The organism is Spirosoma lituiforme (assembly GCF_054776635.1).
The window spans coordinates 206,780-225,048 of record NZ_BAAHBO010000001.1 but is presented as its reverse complement, the minus strand read 5'-3'; the positions used below and the strand labels follow the sequence as shown (position 1 = coordinate 225,048).

General features: G+C 53.4%; 17 protein-coding genes. 12 read left to right on the top strand and 5 right to left on the bottom strand.

What is annotated here, in order from left to right; translation table 11 throughout:
- The first annotated feature begins 129 nt into the window (after positions 1-129).
- Genes ACYU87_RS00990 through ACYU87_RS00980 form a run of 3 tightly spaced genes read left to right on the top strand, consistent with a single transcriptional unit; the run spans position 130 to position 3,062 of the window.
- Positions 130-1,875 (top strand): GMC family oxidoreductase, encoded by a 1,746-nt coding sequence (locus ACYU87_RS00990; protein WP_461132152.1) that lies wholly within the window; start codon positions 130-132, stop codon positions 1,873-1,875.
- Between the two features lie 54 nt (positions 1,876-1,929).
- Positions 1,930-2,373 (top strand): four helix bundle protein, encoded by a 444-nt coding sequence (locus ACYU87_RS00985; protein WP_461132151.1) that lies wholly within the window; start codon positions 1,930-1,932, stop codon positions 2,371-2,373.
- Positions 2,374-2,423: 50 nt separating this feature from the next.
- On the top strand, positions 2,424-3,062 hold the full coding sequence (locus ACYU87_RS00980) for a gluconate 2-dehydrogenase subunit 3 family protein (protein ID WP_461132150.1): 639 nt from the start codon (positions 2,424-2,426) through the stop codon (positions 3,060-3,062).
- 69 nt (positions 3,063-3,131) lie between these two features.
- Here ACYU87_RS00980 and ACYU87_RS00975 read toward each other — a convergent pair whose 3' ends face one another.
- Positions 3,132-3,293 carry a hypothetical protein gene (locus tag ACYU87_RS00975; protein WP_461133610.1) on the bottom strand — a complete coding sequence of 54 codons (162 nt, stop codon included), beginning with the start codon at positions 3,291-3,293 and terminating at the stop codon, positions 3,132-3,134.
- A gap of 281 nt (positions 3,294-3,574) precedes the next feature.
- Here ACYU87_RS00975 and ACYU87_RS00970 point away from each other — a divergent pair, with 281 nt between their 5' ends.
- The 6 genes from ACYU87_RS00970 to ACYU87_RS00945 all read left to right on the top strand — a co-directional run bounded on the left by ACYU87_RS00970 (position 3,575) and on the right by ACYU87_RS00945 (position 12,030).
- Positions 3,575-5,272: a CTP synthase gene (locus ACYU87_RS00970; protein ID WP_461132149.1), complete on the top strand. Its 1,698-nt coding sequence runs from the start codon at positions 3,575-3,577 to the stop codon at positions 5,270-5,272.
- Positions 5,273-5,398: 126 nt separating this feature from the next.
- Positions 5,399-7,261, top strand: a complete 1,863-nt coding sequence (gene yidC, locus ACYU87_RS00965) for a membrane protein insertase YidC (RefSeq protein WP_461132148.1) — start codon at positions 5,399-5,401, stop codon at positions 7,259-7,261.
- A 94-nt stretch (positions 7,262-7,355) separates the two neighbouring features.
- The gene (locus tag ACYU87_RS00960) at positions 7,356-9,143 is read left to right on the top strand and encodes an ABC transporter substrate-binding protein (RefSeq protein ID WP_461132147.1); all 1,788 of its coding nucleotides are present in this window, start codon (positions 7,356-7,358) and stop codon (positions 9,141-9,143) included.
- A 79-nt stretch (positions 9,144-9,222) separates the two neighbouring features.
- Positions 9,223-10,515, top strand: a complete 1,293-nt coding sequence (hemL, locus tag ACYU87_RS00955; protein ID WP_461132146.1) for a glutamate-1-semialdehyde 2,1-aminomutase — start codon at positions 9,223-9,225, stop codon at positions 10,513-10,515.
- Positions 10,516-10,574: 59 nt separating this feature from the next.
- Positions 10,575-11,582, top strand: a complete 1,008-nt coding sequence (locus ACYU87_RS00950) for a glycosyltransferase family 2 protein (protein WP_461132145.1) — start codon at positions 10,575-10,577, stop codon at positions 11,580-11,582.
- 136 nt (positions 11,583-11,718) lie between these two features.
- Positions 11,719-12,030: a hypothetical protein gene (locus ACYU87_RS00945; RefSeq protein ID WP_461132144.1), complete on the top strand. Its 312-nt coding sequence runs from the start codon at positions 11,719-11,721 to the stop codon at positions 12,028-12,030.
- 31 nt (positions 12,031-12,061) lie between these two features.
- Here ACYU87_RS00945 and ACYU87_RS00940 read toward each other — a convergent pair whose 3' ends face one another.
- The gene (locus tag ACYU87_RS00940; protein ID WP_012926602.1) at positions 12,062-12,217 is read right to left on the bottom strand and encodes a hypothetical protein; all 156 of its coding nucleotides are present in this window, start codon (positions 12,215-12,217) and stop codon (positions 12,062-12,064) included.
- Between the two features lie 207 nt (positions 12,218-12,424).
- Between ACYU87_RS00940 and hisS the strand changes: the two genes are divergently transcribed.
- The 3 genes from hisS to ACYU87_RS00925 all read left to right on the top strand — a co-directional run bounded on the left by hisS (position 12,425) and on the right by ACYU87_RS00925 (position 16,264).
- Positions 12,425-13,804, top strand: coding sequence for a histidine--tRNA ligase (gene hisS, locus ACYU87_RS00935; protein WP_461132143.1), 1,380 nt, complete (start codon positions 12,425-12,427; stop codon positions 13,802-13,804).
- Positions 13,805-14,039: 235 nt separating this feature from the next.
- Positions 14,040-15,602: an FAD-dependent oxidoreductase gene (locus ACYU87_RS00930; RefSeq protein ID WP_461132142.1), complete on the top strand. Its 1,563-nt coding sequence runs from the start codon at positions 14,040-14,042 to the stop codon at positions 15,600-15,602.
- A 20-nt stretch (positions 15,603-15,622) separates the two neighbouring features.
- Positions 15,623-16,264: a TetR family transcriptional regulator gene (locus tag ACYU87_RS00925; protein ID WP_461132141.1), complete on the top strand. Its 642-nt coding sequence runs from the start codon at positions 15,623-15,625 to the stop codon at positions 16,262-16,264.
- On the opposite strand, the gene ACYU87_RS00920 is transcribed toward ACYU87_RS00925, so the two are convergent.
- The 3 genes from ACYU87_RS00920 to ACYU87_RS00910 all read right to left on the bottom strand — a co-directional run bounded on the left by ACYU87_RS00920 (position 16,251) and on the right by ACYU87_RS00910 (position 18,245).
- Positions 16,251-17,147, bottom strand: a complete 897-nt coding sequence (locus ACYU87_RS00920; protein WP_461132140.1) for a serine kinase — start codon at positions 17,145-17,147, stop codon at positions 16,251-16,253. The two genes, ACYU87_RS00925 and ACYU87_RS00920, sit on opposite strands and share 14 nt — an antisense overlap.
- An 83-nt stretch (positions 17,148-17,230) precedes the next feature.
- A complete protein-coding gene (locus ACYU87_RS00915) occupies positions 17,231-17,581 on the bottom strand; it encodes a hypothetical protein (RefSeq protein WP_461132139.1) in 351 nt (116 codons plus the stop codon).
- An 85-nt stretch (positions 17,582-17,666) separates the two neighbouring features.
- A complete protein-coding gene (locus tag ACYU87_RS00910; RefSeq protein WP_461132138.1) occupies positions 17,667-18,245 on the bottom strand; it encodes a DUF4142 domain-containing protein in 579 nt (192 codons plus the stop codon).
- Positions 18,246-18,269 lie beyond the last annotated feature (24 nt).

Here is an 18,269-nt window from a genome sequence, read left to right as displayed (position 1 = left end):
ACCCGCCAGGCAGGTATGGAAACGCGCTTTCCTGCTTATCCTAGTTAGACGGAAGTTATTAAATTTTTTTGCTTATTAGGTCATTGTCGGGTTGTTCTCCCGACTAGTCAATTAACCTTCATTTAGTACATGGATTCATTTCAGATTCAAAAAGCGCCGGTTCAATACGACGTAGCCATCGTTGGCTCGGGAGCCGGGGGCGGTATGGCGGCCTATACACTGGCAAAAGCCGGTGCCAAAGTTGTTTTGCTGGAAGCAGGCGGCTATTTTGATCCAGCTGATCCGAAATACATTACCCAACTGAAATGGCCCTGGGAGTCGCCCCGCCGGGGAGCCGGAACCACCCGCGCATTCGGTGATTTCGATGCCGCCTGGGGTGGCTGGGATATTGAAGGAGAGCCTTACACCAACGCCAAAGGGTCTGACTTTCAGTGGTTCCGCTCCCGGATGCTCGGGGGGCGCACGAACCACTGGGGCCGTATCTCCCTTCGGTTCGCCCCGGATGATTTCCGGCGGAAAAGCATGACCGGGGTTGGCGAAGACTGGCCGATCGGTTACGACGATATTAAGCCCTTTTATGACCGGGTCGATCGGATGATCGGGGTTTTCGGCTCCATCGAAAACATGCCGTCCGAACCGGATGGTATCTTTCTGCCCGCGCCTAAACCGCGTCTGCACGAATTGATGATCCGGAAGGGGGCCCGGAGTATCGGGATCCCGGTTATTCCGTCGCGGTTGTCCATTCTGACCAAACCGATCAATAACGAACGTGGCTCCTGTTTTTATTGTAGCCAGTGCGGCCGGGGTTGTCAGGCCTATGCCGATTTCTCGTCCTCGTCGGTTCTGGTGAAGCCCGCCATGCAAACGGGTAATGTAACCCTCATCAACGGGGCCATGGTCCGCGAGGTGCTTACTGATCCGGCTACCGGACTGGCTACGGGCGTGAGTTACGTCGATACGCAATCACTGCAGGAAGTGACGGTCAAGGCGAAATCGGTGATCCTAGCGGCCAGCGCGGGCGAAACAGCGCGCTTGCTGCTCAATTCGAAATCAAGTCGTTTTTCGACCGGGCTGGCGAACTCCAGCAACGTGGTTGGTAAATACATCAATGACTCCACGGGTGCCAGCCGCTCGGCCTTTATTCCGGCCCTGATGGATCGCAAACGGTACAACGAAGATGGCGTTGGCGGGATGCACGTCTTTACGCCCTGGTGGCTCGACAACAAGAAACTGGATTTCCCCCGCGGTTACCACATCGAATACTGGGGGGGCATGGGGATGCCTGCCTACGGATTCGGCTGGGGTATCGAAGCCATGAACGGGATGATTCCCGGCCGGGATGGGAAAATGAAGCCGGGTGGCGGCTACGGGGCGAGTCTGAAAGATGATTATCGCCGGTTCTACGGGGCCTACGTCGGTATGGCCGGCCGGGGTGAGCCGGTACCGCTCGAAAGCAACTACTGTGAAATCGATCCGAACGTGGTTGATAAATACGGTATTCCGGTCCTGCGTTTCAACTACAAGTGGTCGGATTACGAAGTAAAGCAGGCCAAACACATGCAGGAAACCTTCGAGGAGATTATCCATTCGATGGGCGGGATTGCCCTGGGTGACCGGCCTAACGCGGCCAATAACTACGGGCTGGCCTCGCCGGGGCAGATTATTCACGAGGTCGGCACGGCCCGGATGGGTAATGACCCGAAAAACTCGGTGCTGAACAAATACCAGCAGGCACACGACGTGAAAAACCTGTTTGTAGTCGACGCGGCTCCGTTCCCATCGCAGGGTGACAAAAACGTAACCTGGACCATTCTCGCCAGTTCCATGCGCACCAGCGAATATTTGATTGATCAGGTGAAACAGAAGAATATATAAGGTTTGTGGTATGTGGTTTTCGGTGGGTCGGCTTTACCTGAATATGTTAGTAACATGGCTAAGATAAACCGATTCGAAGAGTTGGACGTTTGGCAATTAGCTCGTCAATTATCGGATGATATTTACTGGCTAACCCAGAAAGGGACATTCTCGAAAGATTTTGAGTTGAAAAATCAAATCAATCGGGCTAGCGGTTCCATGATGGACAATATTGCCGAAGGATTTGGGCGAGCTAACCGAGCTGAATTTATTTTGTTTCTGGGCTACTCGTCCGGTTCTGGCACCGAAGTGAAATCTCAATTATATCGAGCCTTTGATCGTCAACATATACCATCGGACTGTTTTAATGAGCGATGTGCTCGTACTGATCGTATTGGTAAAATGTTGTTTGGGTTGGTTCAATCATTAAAAAAATCACCGGTGTGCGGTTTACGCTACAAAGTAGATGAACCTGAAATGGCCTATTTAATCGATGATTTCCCTGAACCGGCACCGTAGCGACGGACCGCCGTAAACCAAAAACCGTAAACCAAAAACCGAACCGACTTATGAAACGCAGAGATTCCTTAAAAGCCCTCTCGCTCGCTGGTTTTGGCATGGCCGTCAATCCGGTTGAAGCCGCTGTACCCGCCCCCCCTGACGTCAAGCCCCTGAAGATACCCGGCGGACGGCAGAAGTTCGAAGCCGAGCGCGACGCCAAACTGAATGCCGAAAAGTTTTTTACCCCGCATGAACTACAGACCGTAACGGTGCTGTCAGACATTATTCTGCCCGCCGATGAGCGGTCGGGGAGTGCCTCGCAGGCGGGTGTGCCGGCCTTCATCGAATTCATGATGAAAGATCAGCCCAAGAACCAGACCCCCATGCGCGGAGGGATTCGCTGGCTGGATAACACCTGCACCAAACGGTACGGCAAATCGTTTGTGCTGTGTACCAAAGCCCAGCAGATCGACATGGTCGAACAGATCGCCTATCCGGCCAAAGCCAAATCGGACATGACGCAGGGCGCATCGTTCTTCACCCTCATGCGGAATATGGTTTCCACGGGCTTCTTCACCAGCCAGATGGGCATCAAAGACCTGGGGTATGTGGGCAACGTTCCCAACCAGTGGGATGGCGTACCCGCCGATGTTCTGAAGCAGTATGGACTAGCCTACGAAGAACGCGAGCTGACGCCCGGAAAATAAGTGAAGGGATTGTTCAGGTAAAAAAAGTCCCCGGTCAGCCTGACCGGGGACTTTTTTGTAGGCCGATTTTTATCGATCAATGAATTTCATCGCCCCTTCTTCATGGCGCTCGCCAGAGGCCGGGGGGAGGCTGTTCAGCCGGTCGAGCTGGTCGATGGTTAGTTCCAGCTGGTCGGTGGCTGTATTCTCCCCGACACGGGCAACCCGTTTGGTACCGGGAATGGGCGCTATGTCATCGCCCTGCGCCAGCAGCCAGGCCAGCGCAACTTGGGCCGGTGTGGCATTCAGTTGGGATGGGCATGCCCTGGCTTATGCATGAGACAAAGTTACTAAAATCAACGCGTACTGATAAATAGCCTACATCTCCGATAACCCGATAAAGATTTCCGCAATGAGTGACCTGATGACCAAGTGATTACCCGAAGCCGGTCAATTTTTCCCTTATTTTTTCGCCAATTCCGCCTTTTTTCTCGTACTTTTACATCCCGTAACGACCTAATTTGGTTTTAATCATGGCAGCTACGGGACCAAAATCCGCGAAATATATTTTTGTTACCGGCGGAGTAACTTCATCACTTGGCAAGGGCATTATCGCGTCTTCGCTGGCCAAACTTCTTCAGGCCCGGGGCCTTACGGTAACGATTCAGAAATTCGATCCGTACATCAACATTGACCCCGGCACCCTCAATCCATACGAACACGGCGAGTGCTACGTAACCGACGACGGGGCCGAAACGGACCTCGATCTGGGTCACTACGAACGGTTCCTGAACCGGCCCACCTCGCAGGCCAACAACATCACTACGGGTCGTATTTACAACAACGTGATCACCCGCGAACGCCGGGGCGATTTCCTGGGTAAAACTGTACAGGTCGTTCCCCACATCACCGACGAGATCAAACGGAACATCCGGTTACTGGGCGAAACGGGTGAATACGACATTGTGATCACCGAGATTGGCGGTTGCGTAGGGGATATTGAATCGCTCCCGTTCGTGGAGGCCGTTCGGCAGCTGAAATTTGAACTGGGTGAAAAAGATACCCTGGTCATTCACCTGACGCTGGTGCCCTACCTGCGGTCGGCCGGGGAGTTGAAAACCAAGCCCACCCAGCACTCCGTTCGGATGTTACTCGAAAACGGGGTTCAGCCCGACATCATTGCCTGCCGGACGGAGCACCCGCTGCCGCAGGATATTCGCCGGAAAATTGCGCAGTTCTGTAACGTTCAGGTAAGTTCCGTTATCGAAGCCCTCGATGCCGAAACGATCTACGATGTACCCCTACTCATGCAGAAGGAGCGGCTCGACCAGCGGGCCCTCTACGTCCTTGACCTTTATAACGATAAAGATGCGGACCTGGATGCCTGGAAAGCCTTTTTAGGACGGCTCAAAAATCCCGGGGATACCGTTACGATTGGGCTGGTGGGTAAGTATGTCGAGCTACACGACGCGTACAAATCCATTGCCGAGTCGTTTATCCACGCGGGTGCGGCCAACGAATGCAAAGTACAACTGAAGTGGATTCAGTCAGAAACCCTGGTCGACGAACACCATTGCGCCGATGTACTGAGCGAACTGGACGGGGTGCTGGTGGCACCGGGCTTCGGCGAACGGGGTATCGAAGGCAAGATCAACGCGGTCCGCTTCGTCCGGGAGCAGGGTATTCCCTTCCTGGGTATCTGCCTGGGTATGCAAATGGCCGTTATCGAATACGCCCGTAATGTAATGGGGATTCAGGATGCCCACTCCACCGAAATGGAGCCGCAGACGCCTAACCCCGTCATCAGCATGATGGAAGCGCAGAAAAGCGTGACCGATAAAGGCGGTACCATGCGGTTGGGGGCGTATGCCTGTAAGCTAAAGCGCGATTCGCTGGCGCACCATATTTACGGAAAAACCCAGATCAGCGAGCGTCACCGTCACCGATATGAGTTTAACAACGATTACCTAGAGGCCTTCGAAAAAGCTGGTTTGCGGCCAACGGGCATCAATCCAGATACCGGTCTGGTCGAGATTGTCGAATTAAAAGGGCACCCCTGGTATGTGGGTGTTCAGTTTCACCCCGAGTTAAAAAGTACCGTCATGAACCCGCATCCCCTGTTTGTGCAGTTTGTGAAGGCCGCGCATGCCTTTAGCCAGCAAAAACGCACAAACCAATCTACATCCGATCTGTCGACCGTACGTGTAGAAACCGCTGAGGTGGTTGATTAAGCGGGGAGATTGGCGTAATTTTGCATCTTAATATGGTTTACGGTTTTCAGTTTATGGGTTTTCGCCGAAGAAAATGCTCGATCTGTGCAGTCCTGAACTGAAAACCGTATACTGAAAACCGAAAAAATGGATCGTAATCAACTTATTGGCATTGTCCTGATTCTGGCGATGCTGGTTGGCTACCAGTTACTGGTACCAAAACCTGTACCCCCCAAGCAGGCTGCCACACAAACACAGACCACCAAACCAACCACTGCCTCGTCCGCAACAGCCGGCATCAGCCAGAGTGATTCGGCCGGACAGCCCATCGACTCAGCCGCCGTCAAAGCCCAGTTCGGCGATTTTGCCGCCGTCGCTACCGGCCAGAACCGGGACATTGTTATTGAGAATAAAGACATCAAACTTACCTTCAGCACGCGGGGTGGCCGGGTAAAAGAGGTTATCTTAAAGGATTACAAAACATTTGATCAGAAGCCGCTGGTGCTGATCGATGAGAACAGCAGCCAGACGGTCCTTAACCTGCCAACCAATCGGGGTGCGGTTGACCTTCACGAACTGTATTACCAGACAACGACCCAGAGCGGAACGGTGAGCGGGCAACCGCAGCAGATCGTGTTCCGGGCCGAAATTGCTCCCGGACAATCGGTGGAGCAGGTGTACACCATCCCTGCCGAAGGGTATGTGCTGGATTACGACCTGAAACTGAACGGGCTGAACAATACCGTTGCCAACGGAAATGTTCAGTTCTTCTGGGAGGATAAAATGCGGCAGTACGAAAATGATCTGGGAAACAACCGCAAAGCTGCTACGATCAACTACCTGACCGCCGACGAAAGTTTCGAGAAACTTACCGAAGGGGAAAGCAGCCAGGAAGCTACGGTGGAAGAGCCCGTGCAATGGTTTACCATCAAGCATAAGTACTTTCTGTCGGGCTTTGTGGCTAAGAACAGCCCTTTTCAGAAAGCCAGCTTTAAAGCCCTGGTCGATCCGGCCGATAGCAGCGTGGTGAAAACAGCCATTGCCGACGTGACGCTGCCCATCGCCGATATCAAAGCCGGAAAGGGTCAGTACAAGTTCTTTTACGGTCCGAACGATTTCCAGTTGCTGGGCAACGTGGCACCGGAGTTCGATCAGAACGTTTACCTCGGGTACTCCATTCTGAAGCCGATCAACAAATACTTTTTTGTGCCGGTGTTCAACTTTATGGGCAAATTCATCACCAACTACGGATTGCTGATTATTGCGCTGGTGGTGTTCGTGAAGCTGATTCTGACTCCGTTAACCTATAAGTCATACATCAGTATGGCCAAAATGCGGGTATTGCAGCCAGAGTTGAATGAGATGAAAGAGCGGGTTGGCGACGACATGGCCAAGCAGCAATCGGAGCAGATGAAACTGTACCAGGAGGTGGGCGTCAGTCCGTTGAGCGGGTGTGTGCCGGTACTGGCCACGATGCCGATTCTGTTTGCCCTGTTTATGCTCTTCCCGAACCTGATCGAGTTGCGTCAGAAGTCCTTCCTGTGGGCCAATGACCTGTCGACCTACGATGCGTTCATCAAGTTTCCCGCCATTCCGTTCATTGGCAGCCACCTTAGTTTGTTTACGGTGCTGATGACCATTTCGTCGATTGCTTACGCGTACTACAACAACCAGACGACCCCGACCCAGCCGGGCCCGGTGAACATGAAAGCCATGAGCTATGTATTCCCGCTCATGTTCATGTTTGTCCTGAACTCGTATCCGGCCGGTCTGACATTTTACTATTTTGTCTCGAACGTGGTCACGATTGCGCAGCAGTTGCTCATTCGCCGGTTTGTTGATGAAGATAAAATAAAAGCTGTACTGGACGAAAACCGGCGTAAAAATGCCGCTGGTGAAGGGAAGAAGCCCGGTGGTTTCCAGGCTCTGTTGCAAAAACAGCTGGCCGCTGCCGAAGAAGCCCGGAAGCAGGCTGACGAAGCGCAGCGCCGGGCAAAACCTAAAAAATAAGTAGAGCAGGAGACCGCTTTCTGATGGCATGAGCCTGTCTCTATGCACAAAAGCAACGCGTCAGCGTTGCTTTTGTGTCTTAACCCAACTGAATATGAACGGTCAATTTTATTGGTGTAAGCAGCTGGCAATCTTCCTTTTGGGGCTGGGGAGCTGGCAGTTCGCCACGGCCCAGGGGGCTCCCGACGACCAGCGACGCTATTCGACGGCGGTACGGCTGGTAAAGGCCGGCGATTACGAACGGGCTAAACCAGATCTGAACGGACTGATTCAGCAACGTGGCGTTTTAGCCCCTTACGCCAGCTATTACTATGCTCTGGCTACATTTCGGCAACGGAACTACAGCCAGTCCCGGCTGATGCTCAAACAGCTTATGGAGTTGTTTCCGGACTGGCGCAAGATGGATGAAGCCAGCTACCTGCTGGCGGCCAACGATATGGAACTGGGCCAGTACGAAGAGGCCCTGACAATCCTTCAGCCGATTCGTGATCCCGCCCTGCGGCCTTCAGTCACTAAACTCGAACAGCATTTTCTGCCGCGTATAACGGATCTCAACCGGGTCAAACAACTTAATAAAGCGTTTCCAGGCGACCGGGTCGTTGGTCTGCTCCTAATTGACCTGATCCAGCGGACATCCAGCGATAAAGATGACCTGGAATTGTCGGATCGGCTAACAAACCGCTTCGGGGTTCCCCCTGCACAAACGGCCGCGCCTGCCGCGGTTAGTGCCCAGGCATCCGGTACCCGATCGACGACGGCCGTTACGCAGCCGGTCAGAAACACGCGGGCCAAAGGGTATTACAATGTGGCCGTTATGTTTCCCTTCCGGGTCGAGGAGTTCAGCGGGGATAAGCGACTGCGGGCCAACCAGTACGTGTATGATCTGTACAATGGGATAAAACTAGCCAAAGCCAAATTGCAGGAAGAAGGCATTACGGTCAATCTCTTTGCCTACGATCTGGACAATGATGCCAACAAAGCGCTGGAATTGGTGAACAGTCCCGCCTTTGCCCAGACCGATCTGATCATTGGCCCTCTGTATGCCGAACCCAACCGAATTGCATCGGCTTACGCGAACCAGAACAATATCCCGCTGCTGAACCCAATCGCGACAAGCAGTGACCTGGTGGCCAATCAGCCCATGTCTTTTCTGGCGCAGCCCTCCCTGAATCAGCAGGCCCAAAAAGTGGCCGAGCAGGTGCGCAACCTGAACGGCGGTCGGCGGGTGGCTATTTATTTTGGTCAGGCTCGCAAAGACTCGCTGCTGGCCAGTGCCTACCAGGCGGAAATGAAGCGGCAAAATTACCAGGTCGTTGATTTTCGGAAAGTAGGTGGCAACGCCCAGTCCATGGCCGATGCCATGCAGTTTGGCGGGCCAACAGCGGCTAGCCGCCCGGCCAGCGCGCCGACCCAGGCGGGAATCAGTCTCGGGCATGTTTTCCTAGTCAGTGCCAACGAGGGAGACGGTGCCCGGATGCTCGATGCATTAAGTCGCCGGAAGGTGAGTGGGGCGTTGATCGCTACGGCGTCTGCGTTCAATTTTTACCAGAATCCGATGTCAACCTTTACGCGTCGGGAGTTGTATTTACTGTACCCCGACTTTATCGATTCGACCCGGGAGCCGGTCAATCTGTTTCAGGAGGAGTACATCGCGAAACGCAACACGATTCCCTCCGTTTTCGCGAGCGAAGGGTACGACATGATGCTTTTTTTCGGGCGGCAACTGGCTAAGAATGGCCTGTCGCCCCGGACCCGGATCAACCTGCGTTCCGATACAGACGATTACCTGCTGTCGGGTTTTGATTATACAGAGAACAACGAAAATCAGATCGTACCCATCGTAAAATACGAAGACGGGCGGTTTGTTAAAATTAATGAGTGAACGAGTGAATGCGTGAACGAGCGAATTGGCCCCGGCATGTTCACTCGTTCGTTCTTTCGCTCTTTCGCTCTTTCAGAAGATGACAACGAGCGAACAACTGTTTGAAAAAGCCAAAACCCTGATTCCTGGTGGGGTTAATTCGCCCGTTCGGGCGTTCCGGGCGGTGGGCGGATCACCCGTCTTTATTAAGTCAGCTAAAGGGCCTTATCTCTTCGATGAGGATGGGCGCCAATACATCGAACTGATCAACTCCTGGGGGCCGATGATTCTGGGGCACGCCTTTGAACCGGTGGAGAAAGCCGTTCGCGACGCGATCCAGCATTCGTTTTCCTTTGGGGCACCCACCCGCAAGGAAGTTGAGATGGCGGAGTTGATTGTCGACATGGTTCCGTCGGTCGAGAAGGTTCGGATGGTCAATTCGGGTACCGAGGCTACGATGGCCGCCATTCGGGTGGCGCGGGGCTTTACGGGCCGCGACAAGATTATCAAATTTGAAGGATGCTACCACGGACACGGCGATTCGTTTCTTATTGCCGCCGGGAGTGGTGCCATGACGATGGGTATCCCCGACAGTCCGGGGGTAACCAAAGCAACGGCTGCCGATACCCTTACCGCTCCCTACAACGATCTGGCCGCTGTTGATACCTTGCTCGACAGAAACCACAACCAGGTAGCCGCCATCATCCTGGAGCCGGTGGTTGGTAACATGGGCTGCGTTCTGCCCGAACCCGGATTTTTACAGGGCATTCGGGATCTCTGCGATAAACACGGGGTCGTGTTTATTTTCGACGAGGTCATGACCGGATTTCGGCTGGCCAAAGGGGGGGCACAGGAACGTTTCGGGATCACCCCCGACCTGACGACCCTGGGGAAAATCATTGGGGGCGGTATGCCCGTTGGTGCCTACGGCGGTCGGGCCGATATTATGAATATGGTCGCTCCGGCGGGGCCGGTCTACCAGGCGGGTACGTTGTCGGGGAACCCGATTGCCATGTCGGCCGGATTAGCCATGCTGCACCACCTGAATGAGCACCCGGAGGTGTACACGCGTCTGGACGAAATCGGGCAGACGCTTACCGACGGTTTCCGAGCAGGGTTACAGAAGGTGGGGTTGCCGTATACGCTCAACCACATCGGTTCCATGTTTACCTTATTCATGACGGAACGGCCGGTCACTAATTTCACCGAAGCTAAATCCTGCGATATTCCGCAGTTCGGCAGTTATTTTCACGCCATGCTGGAGCGGGGCATCTACCTGGCTCCCTCGCAGTTTGAAAGCCTGTTCCTGTCCGTTGCCCTGACCGATGACCTGGTCGCCCAGATCATTCAGGCTAATGAAGAAAGCCTGGCCGTGATGATGAACGGGGAGTAACGACGCATCCTTAGTTTGGCGACTGGCCGGCCCAATGTATCACTCATCCTCTATTTGTCGTGTTTTTCTCGATCATTATCCCCGTCTTTAATCGCCCGGACGAACTCCGCGAATTGCTGGTAAGTCTGACCAAACAGACTTACCAGCAATTTGAGGTACTGGTGATTGAAGACGGGTCGGTTGACAAAGCGGATGAGGTAGTGGCTGCGTTCGCGCATCAGCTCGACATCCGCTATTTTTTTAAAGAAAATTCGGGGCAGGGGTTTACCCGGAATTATGGCTTCGAACGGGCCCGGGGTGATTATTTTGTCATCTTTGACTCTGATGCGCTGGTTCCCGCACATTATTTTTCCGTCGTTTCCCAGCGGCTGGAAACCAACTGGCTCGACGCCTACGGCGGCCCCGACGCGGCTCACCCCGATTTTACCCCCATTCAAAAAGCGATCAGCTATTCCATGACGTCCCCGTTTACGACGGGCGGGATTCGGGGTAGTAAAAAGAACCTGGGGGGAACCTATCATCCTCGTAGCTTCAACATGGGGCTGTCCCGAACCGTCTGGGAAACGATTGGCGGGTACAAGTTGAGCCGGATGGGTGAGGATATTGAATTTGCCATCCGCATCATTGAACGTGGCTTTCAGACAAGGTTGATACCTGACGCGTTTATTTACCACAAACGGCGGACAAACTTCGGGCAGTTCTATCGCCAGTTACGCTTTTTCGGGCGGGCGCGCATCAACATATCCCGGTATTATCCCGCCGAACTCAAGCTGGTTCACGCATTCCCGGCTTTATTTACGCTTTTTGTGCTCTCGGTACCCGTGTGGGCGTTCATTAGTTTGGGCCTGTTCCGGGTGGCGGCAGGGGTTCTGCTGGTCTTCTCGCTGCTTATCCTGATCGATGCTACCCGCAAAGAGAAAAGTCTGACCGTCGGGTTGTTGAGTGTCGTCGCTGCCTTTGTCCAATTGCTGGGCTATGGCATAGGCTTCCTCACGGAGGGCTGGAAACGACTCCGGGAGTCGAAGGACTTTCGGGAGACCGGAGCCTCTATCGATTATCCGTCCTAATGCCACTGGATGTTACGTAAAACGGGAGCGATGGTAACGAAATTCGCGTTCATAACGTTATTTATCTGAATCCCCGCGCTATCTATAGATTATGTCTAAACTTGCTAAACCACCCGGCCAACGATTAGTAAAACGCATGAGTACCCGAACAAAGGGGCTGATTGTCGCGCCACTGGGCCTGCTCCTGTGTAGTGTTGGTCTATGTGTGTTTAGCGAAGCGGTTCAGGCAAGGCATCTGGATGCCCCGTTTCGGCAGTGGTTTCTGTGGGGTGTTTACAGCCTGATCCTGTTCAATGGTGGCCTGCTGCTCTTCGGCCAGGCCGTGCGGTACCGGGCCCAGTTGGATTATCGTCGGTTTGTTCGTCGTGAACTTAAGAAGCGCGATCGTGAATGGGCTCGTCTGCGCCCAAAACGAAAAGCCTCACCGAGTAAGGGTGAGGCTAAATAGTCGTCAGTAGGTGATCTGAACGCTGGTGCGCTTACGCTGCTTTCTTCTCGGCAAACGAAGCTTTGATGGCTTCTACGTCTACGTTCTTGATGGTTGGCTTACGCAGCAACTGTTTAATGGCATTGGTCTTGTTATTGGCAATGGCCCGGTTCCGACGAGCCTTCCGCTTTAGTTCTGTTACTCCCATGATTGTATCTTTTTAACGTGTCAGTTCAAAATCAGAGCGCAAAAATACGATTTTTTCGGACAGAATAGTCCATTTGCTCCGATTTTTATCGGACTAATTGCTCGCTCATCCGCTCCCTTAGGGCATACACACGGGCGTAGCGGCATGAACGGGACAAAATTCGCGATTTTCTGCCTATTCTGTACGCCTGTCCATTAATTTTGCGGCATGCAAAAACCCACTCTGCCGAAAGGCACCCGTGATTTTGGCCCGGAGCAGATGAGCAAACGGCTGTTTATACTCAATACCATTCGGGAAACCTTCAAACGCTTTGGTTTTCAACCCCTGGAAACGCCATCGATGGAGAACCTGTCGACGTTGACGGGTAAGTACGGTGACGAAGGGGACCAGCTTCTGTTTAAAATTCTCAATTCCGGTGATTTTGCCGCCAGCGTAACAGAACTCGATCTGGCTGCGGGTTCGAAAAAGCTAACTCCGAAAATTGCGGAGAAAGGGCTTCGATACGATCTGACGGTACCCTTTGCCCGGTACGTGGTCATGAATCGGAATGCGCTCACGATGCCGTTCAAACGATACCAGATGCAACCCGTCTGGCGGGCCGACCGGCCACAAAAGGGTCGTTACCGCGAGTTTTACCAGTGTGATGCCGATGTCGTCGGGACGGATTCGCTGCTGTGTGAAGCCGAAATTGTCTTGATGATTCACGAGGTGTTCCAGAATCTGACCATTCAGAATTTTACGGTGAAGATTAACAATCGGAAAATTCTGGCGGGTATCGCCCAGGTGATCGGGGTGCCGGGTCAGGAAGGCACGTTGAGCGTGGCGATTGACAAGCTGGATAAAATAGGGAAAGAAAAGGTGCTGGAGGAGCTAATGGAACGGGGTTTCTCCCGAGAAACAACGGTGAAGCTGGAGCCGCTTTTCTCGTTTACAACCCCCGGGGTATCCACCCCGGGGGTAACTCAGGTACTGGAACAGTTAAAAACCTGGCTTTCGACCTCCGCGATTGCTCAGAAAGGCATCGCGGAGCTTAACGAAACGCTTTCACTGGTTGATCAGTACGGTCTGGCTACCGCACAGATTGAGATTGACCCAACCCTGGCCCGGGGCCTGTCGTATTATACGGGGGCTATTTTTGAAGTAAAGGCCAATGGGGTGAGCATGGGCAGTGTCAGCGGGGGAGGGCGTTACGATAACCTGACCGGAGCCTTTGGCATGCCGGGCCTGTCGGGAGTAGGTATCTCGTTTGGCGTGGATCGTATTTACGACGTGATGGACGAGCTGAATTTGTTTCCGTCGGGTGCCGAGCAGGGTACGCAGGTACTCGTTGTTCCGTTCGATGCTGATGCCCGTTCGGTTGCGTTGCCCCTGTTACGCCGGCTTCGGACGGCAAACCTGGCCGCCGAGATGTACCCTGATTTGACCAAAGTGAAAAAGATGCTCGATTATGCCAATGCCAAAGCCATTCCATTTGTGGTGCTGATCGGGTCGGAAGAGGTGCAGACCGGTATTCTGACGGTTAAGAACATGGTTACCGGCGAGCAGCGGAAACTCACGGTAGAAGCGTTATTGCAGCAGTTCAGCTGATTTAGTCAACAGCGCTTTATTTCTTTTTCGGGCGTTATGACCTAATACATCGCCGAATTCTTTCCCCACGAGACAGCCTTACTGGCTCGGCAACTGCCTGACCAGCTCGGTAACATCTTGTTAATTGCCCAAAAGTTCAGTTCGGCCATTAGTTAATGACTATTTAGTCATTAACTAATGGCCGAACTGAACTTTTGGGTCCGTCATCCGGTTAAGAACTCGTACTAACCGATTAATGACTTTTGAGTCATTAAGTAGAGAGGAAACGGATATGGCAAATACGGATATTCTTATTGTGGGAGCTGGTCCTACTGGTCTGGCTCATGCCTTGTGGCTCACGAAGCAAGGGATTCGCGTCAGGATTATTGATAAGAGCCGCGGACCCGGCGAGACTTCACGCGCTATGGCCGTTCAGGCCCTTACGCTCGAATTTTACCGTCAGCTTGACCTGGCTGATGCCGTTGTGGCCGCTGGCTACAAAACCCCCGCCATGAACATGTGGGCAGGTGGTAAACGTCAGGCCCAGGTCAAACTATTGGATGCTGGCCAGCGTATCTCGCCTTATCCTTTTGTTTTGGTTTATCCCCAGGATCGCCACGAGCGCCTATTGGTGGATCGGCTACAGACGTTAGGCGTTGACGTTGAGCGACAGACCGAGCTGCTAGCCTTCGAAGATAAAGGGGATCAAGTTATCGCTCGGTTAAAGCACAAAGATGGGCAAGAGGAAATCTGCGAAGCCCTGTACCTGGTGGGATGCGACGGCGCACGATCACCGATCCGCCATCAAATCGGCAGTGGCTTCGAAGGCGGCACTTACAAACAGATATTCTACGTGGCTGACGTTGTTGCGAGCGGGGTTAATCCGGCCGGAGAAGCTCAGCTAGCCTTCGAAAAATCTGAATTCATCCTGATGATGCCCTACACGCAGACAAATCAGTACCGGTTAATTGGCATCGTTCGTGACGAACGCGCTCAGCATCCTGAAAGCCTCACCTTCGAGGATGTGGGTCAGGAAGCCATCAACGCCCTCAATATCAACATCGAACAAGTGAACTGGTTCTCCACCTATCGGGTCCACCATCGCATTACCGATCACTTCCGAAAAGGCCGCGTTTTCCTGCTCGGTGATGCAGCCCATGTGCACAGTCCAGCCGGTGGCCAGGGCATGAATACGGGCATTATGGATGCCATCAACCTGGCCTGGAAACTTAAGGCTGTAGTAAAGGGGCAGGCGCCCGACAGCCTGCTTGATAGCTATGAAACGGAGCGAAAGGCGTTTGCCCGCACGCTTGTGGAGACCACGGATCGCTTATTTGCTTTTGCGACAGCGGAGGGCAGTTTTGCTGAATTTGTGCGCAATCGTATAGCTCCGCTCTTTATCAGCGTCGCTTATAAACTCGAACAGGTCCGCGAGTATATGTTCCGGGTTGTTTCACAAACAACGCTGAACTACCACGAAAGTCCATTAAGCGCCGGTAAGGCTGGGAGTGTTCAGGGGGGAGACCGGTTACCCTGGGTGCCGCTCGCTGGTGCAGACAATTACGAACCTCTCTCAATAATTGGCTGGCAGGTACACATCTACGGAGAACCTTCAGCCGAGCTAACCACATGGTGTAGCCAGCATCAGCTTCAACTTCATGCTTTTGCCTGGCATCCTGAGCACAAGAAAGCTGGATTTGCGCAGGGGGCAACCTATCTGCTGCGGCCTGATACCTATGTTGCTCTGGCTGACCCGTCCGGATCAGTGGCAACGCTGAATCAGTATTTCAACGAACGCGGAATCAATCCAACAACATAAGGCTATCAGCAACAATGGATGTGACGGACAATAAACCTAAATGGAGTCGGCGTAAGGAGGCACGTCCGACCGAGATCATTGAGGCTGCCTTGCAGGTGTTTATCGAATACGGGTTTGCCGCTGCCAGGCTGGACGATGTCGCAAAGCGGGCAGGTATCGTGAAGGGAACCCTTTATCGCTATTACGACACAAAAGAGGACTTGTTTCGGGCCGTTGTTCAGGCTGCCGTCGAGATGCACTTGCAGGGAATCGAGCAGGTGGCAACGGCTTTTCAGGGTTCGCTTGGCGAACTCGTGCCGGTCCTGCTCATGCGTGTAGCCAGGGGAATGAGTGAAAGCCGTGTGCCAGCCCTGGCCCGGCTGGTCATCAGTGAGAGTCGCAACTTTCCCGACCTGGCCCGTATCTGGCAGGATAACGTTGTATCACAGATGCTGACGCTGTTAACAGGCGTGATTGTTGAAGCACAGGCCCGCGGTGAGGTGCGCCCCGGCGATCCCAGGGGTCATGCGTTCTCGATTATCGGCCCGATGGTGATGGCTTTCCTATTCCATGAGGTGTTCGATGCCGCTGGTGACTACGCCCCGGACCTGAGCACCTTGGCCAGGCAGCATGCGGAAACCGTACTAAAGGGTCTTATGATTGCGCCTGTTAATCCTTGTTAAACGTCTGCACAAAGTGTGCTAAGGCGTCAAACCCATCCGGCCGTTTCAGCTGATTGATCGTAGCCGTCCGGGCGATGCTCAGGGCCTGCTGAAAATGGACCGGCAGGTAAGGGCTGGTTAGTAACTGAACGGGTAAGGGAAAATGTTTCAGCAGTTCGACCGGGGCCAGCAGGGGTCTGATTGGCTCGCTCTTTTTGCGAGAATTTTGCGGGTAAAGCAGGGTAATACTCCGTAAGGGAATCGGGTTTCTGGGAAACGTAGTCAGTGGCTGATTCACCAGAAATTTGGTGGCACCTTCGAAGGAGGGAGCCAGTGCCGATTCGTCGAAGCCTAGTCCGTCGACCGTATTCTTCCAGATCTTGTATTGACCAAACGCGGGAACAACGAAGGGTTTGGTATCAAGGAGTTGTATCGCGACCAGGTCATCGGTCAATACAGTATGCCCCGCTTTCCCGAAGGCCGCAGCGGTGGTCGACTTACCCGCGCCGGGAATTCCCAGGAATACGACCGCTTCGTCGCCTACCCGAACGGCGCTTCCGTGCAGCAGGAAAAATCCCCTTTGGTACAGGAGAATCCCGATGACTTCACTGAGCAGAAAGAGCCGAAGCGTTCCTTCATCGGATCCTTCATTCTGGTAGGTAATCCGGTTTCCGTTCGCTACATGAAAACGGCCGATGCCTGCCCAGTTCAGAACAAAGCCCGTTGGCGTGATTCCGATTCTGGCGCGTACCCCCCGACGCTGGACCCGGGTGGGGCGGTTAGCCCGTTGCGGAAGAACGCCTTCGGTGATAAAGACGTCGGTTTCGGCGGTCGATTCCTGTAAGATCCCGGTAAAATCGATGCCTGTTTCCAAGGTCAGGCCAAAGGCCAGGTATTTCTTCATTCGGTAAGTAATCAGGTGAGTGATCACCCCAAAAGTAGAAAAATACCGGCGATTGTTGTTTCATGACCGATGCGTCGGCCAGCCTAGTTCGTCTTTTTCTTCGGTGTGGTGCCTGGCGTCGCGGTTTTGCTGGCCGAGCCAGTCCTGGGCGTAGACTGATTTTTAACCGATGTGCCGCCTGAACCGTCTGGGGAGGTCGTCCGGTTTTTCGGGCTGGTGGGTGGCACGTACATATAGGCCCGGGAGGCTCCCTCATCGGCGATGGTCATGCTGGATGCACTCGATGCGGCCGGCCGTTTTCCTTCCGTCAGATAACCTGTACCCGTTGAGGCCGTTGATCCGCCACTACGGCCACCCGTAGTCGACTGAGCCTGTCCCGATAACGCAAGGCCCATGGTCAGAAGTAAGGCCGTTGCGGATAGAATCGTTTTCATTGGTTGGCTGGTTTACTCGTTTACTGAAAAAAAGCCCCTGTACGAGGTTGAGTCATAACAGGGGCTTGGTGTATTTGTTTACGAATTAGTCGATCTTTTTATCGATAGCGTTGATGCTTTCCATGTGCTTCTGGAGGGTAGGCAATGTTTTGGCCGCAAAGCTTTTAACCGCTGGGTTGGTTTTTTCATCTTCGGCTGCTTTTTTGAACAAGTCGATGTCTTCTTTGTGATCATCCACCATCATGCTCACGTACTTTTTGTCGAATTCAGCGCCCGTTAGTTTCGCCATCTCGTTCACGTGCTTTTGCTCGTCTTCACCCAGGGTCGTGGGCAGGGTAATGTTTTGCGTAGCAGCAATGGTTTTAAGTTCCTCATTGGCCTGTGAGTGATCTTTCACCATCATTGCCCCAAATTCCTTGACATCGCTGCTCATGCCTTTTTCCTGCGCCAGGCGACCCAGCTCTACTTCCAGCATGCCCCCGTTGGCGGCTTTTACGGCAAACTCGTTGGTGTCTTCAGACTGACCGGTACCGGCGTCTTCTTTAGCCTCGTTAACGTTTTCAGCGTGTTCAACGCTGTCGTCACTTTCTTTTTTCTTGTCGCTGCAAGCCTGGAAGCTCAGGGTGCTCACGGCGAGTAACAGAAGCAAACTTACTTTTTTCATAACGTAATGTATGTTTAGTGAATC

Excerpts from the sequence above, each read along its gene's own strand:
- hemL (WP_461132146.1), top strand. The coding sequence starts at position 9,223 with ATGACAACGAGCGAACAACTGTTTGAAAAAGCCAAAACCCTGATTCCT.
- ACYU87_RS00940 (WP_012926602.1), bottom strand. The coding sequence starts at position 12,217 with ATGGGAGTAACAGAACTAAAGCGGAAGGCTCGTCGGAACCGGGCCATT.
- ACYU87_RS00920 (WP_461132140.1), bottom strand. The coding sequence starts at position 17,147 with ATGAAGAAATACCTGGCCTTTGGCCTGACCTTGGAAACAGGCATCGAT.
- ACYU87_RS00980 (WP_461132150.1), top strand. The coding sequence starts at position 2,424 with ATGAAACGCAGAGATTCCTTAAAAGCCCTCTCGCTCGCTGGTTTTGGC.
- ACYU87_RS00915 (WP_461132139.1), bottom strand. The coding sequence starts at position 17,581 with ATGAAAACGATTCTATCCGCAACGGCCTTACTTCTGACCATGGGCCTT.
- yidC (WP_461132148.1), top strand. The coding sequence starts at position 5,399 with ATGGATCGTAATCAACTTATTGGCATTGTCCTGATTCTGGCGATGCTG.
- hisS (WP_461132143.1), top strand. The coding sequence starts at position 12,425 with ATGCAAAAACCCACTCTGCCGAAAGGCACCCGTGATTTTGGCCCGGAG.
- ACYU87_RS00930 (WP_461132142.1), top strand. The coding sequence starts at position 14,040 with ATGACTTTTGAGTCATTAAGTAGAGAGGAAACGGATATGGCAAATACG.
- ACYU87_RS00945 (WP_461132144.1), top strand. The coding sequence starts at position 11,719 with ATGAGTACCCGAACAAAGGGGCTGATTGTCGCGCCACTGGGCCTGCTC.
- ACYU87_RS00970 (WP_461132149.1), top strand. The coding sequence starts at position 3,575 with ATGGCAGCTACGGGACCAAAATCCGCGAAATATATTTTTGTTACCGGC.
- ACYU87_RS00910 (WP_461132138.1), bottom strand. The coding sequence starts at position 18,245 with ATGAAAAAAGTAAGTTTGCTTCTGTTACTCGCCGTGAGCACCCTGAGC.
- ACYU87_RS00960 (WP_461132147.1), top strand. The coding sequence starts at position 7,356 with ATGAACGGTCAATTTTATTGGTGTAAGCAGCTGGCAATCTTCCTTTTG.
- ACYU87_RS00985 (WP_461132151.1), top strand. The coding sequence starts at position 1,930 with ATGGCTAAGATAAACCGATTCGAAGAGTTGGACGTTTGGCAATTAGCT.
- ACYU87_RS00990 (WP_461132152.1), top strand. The coding sequence starts at position 130 with ATGGATTCATTTCAGATTCAAAAAGCGCCGGTTCAATACGACGTAGCC.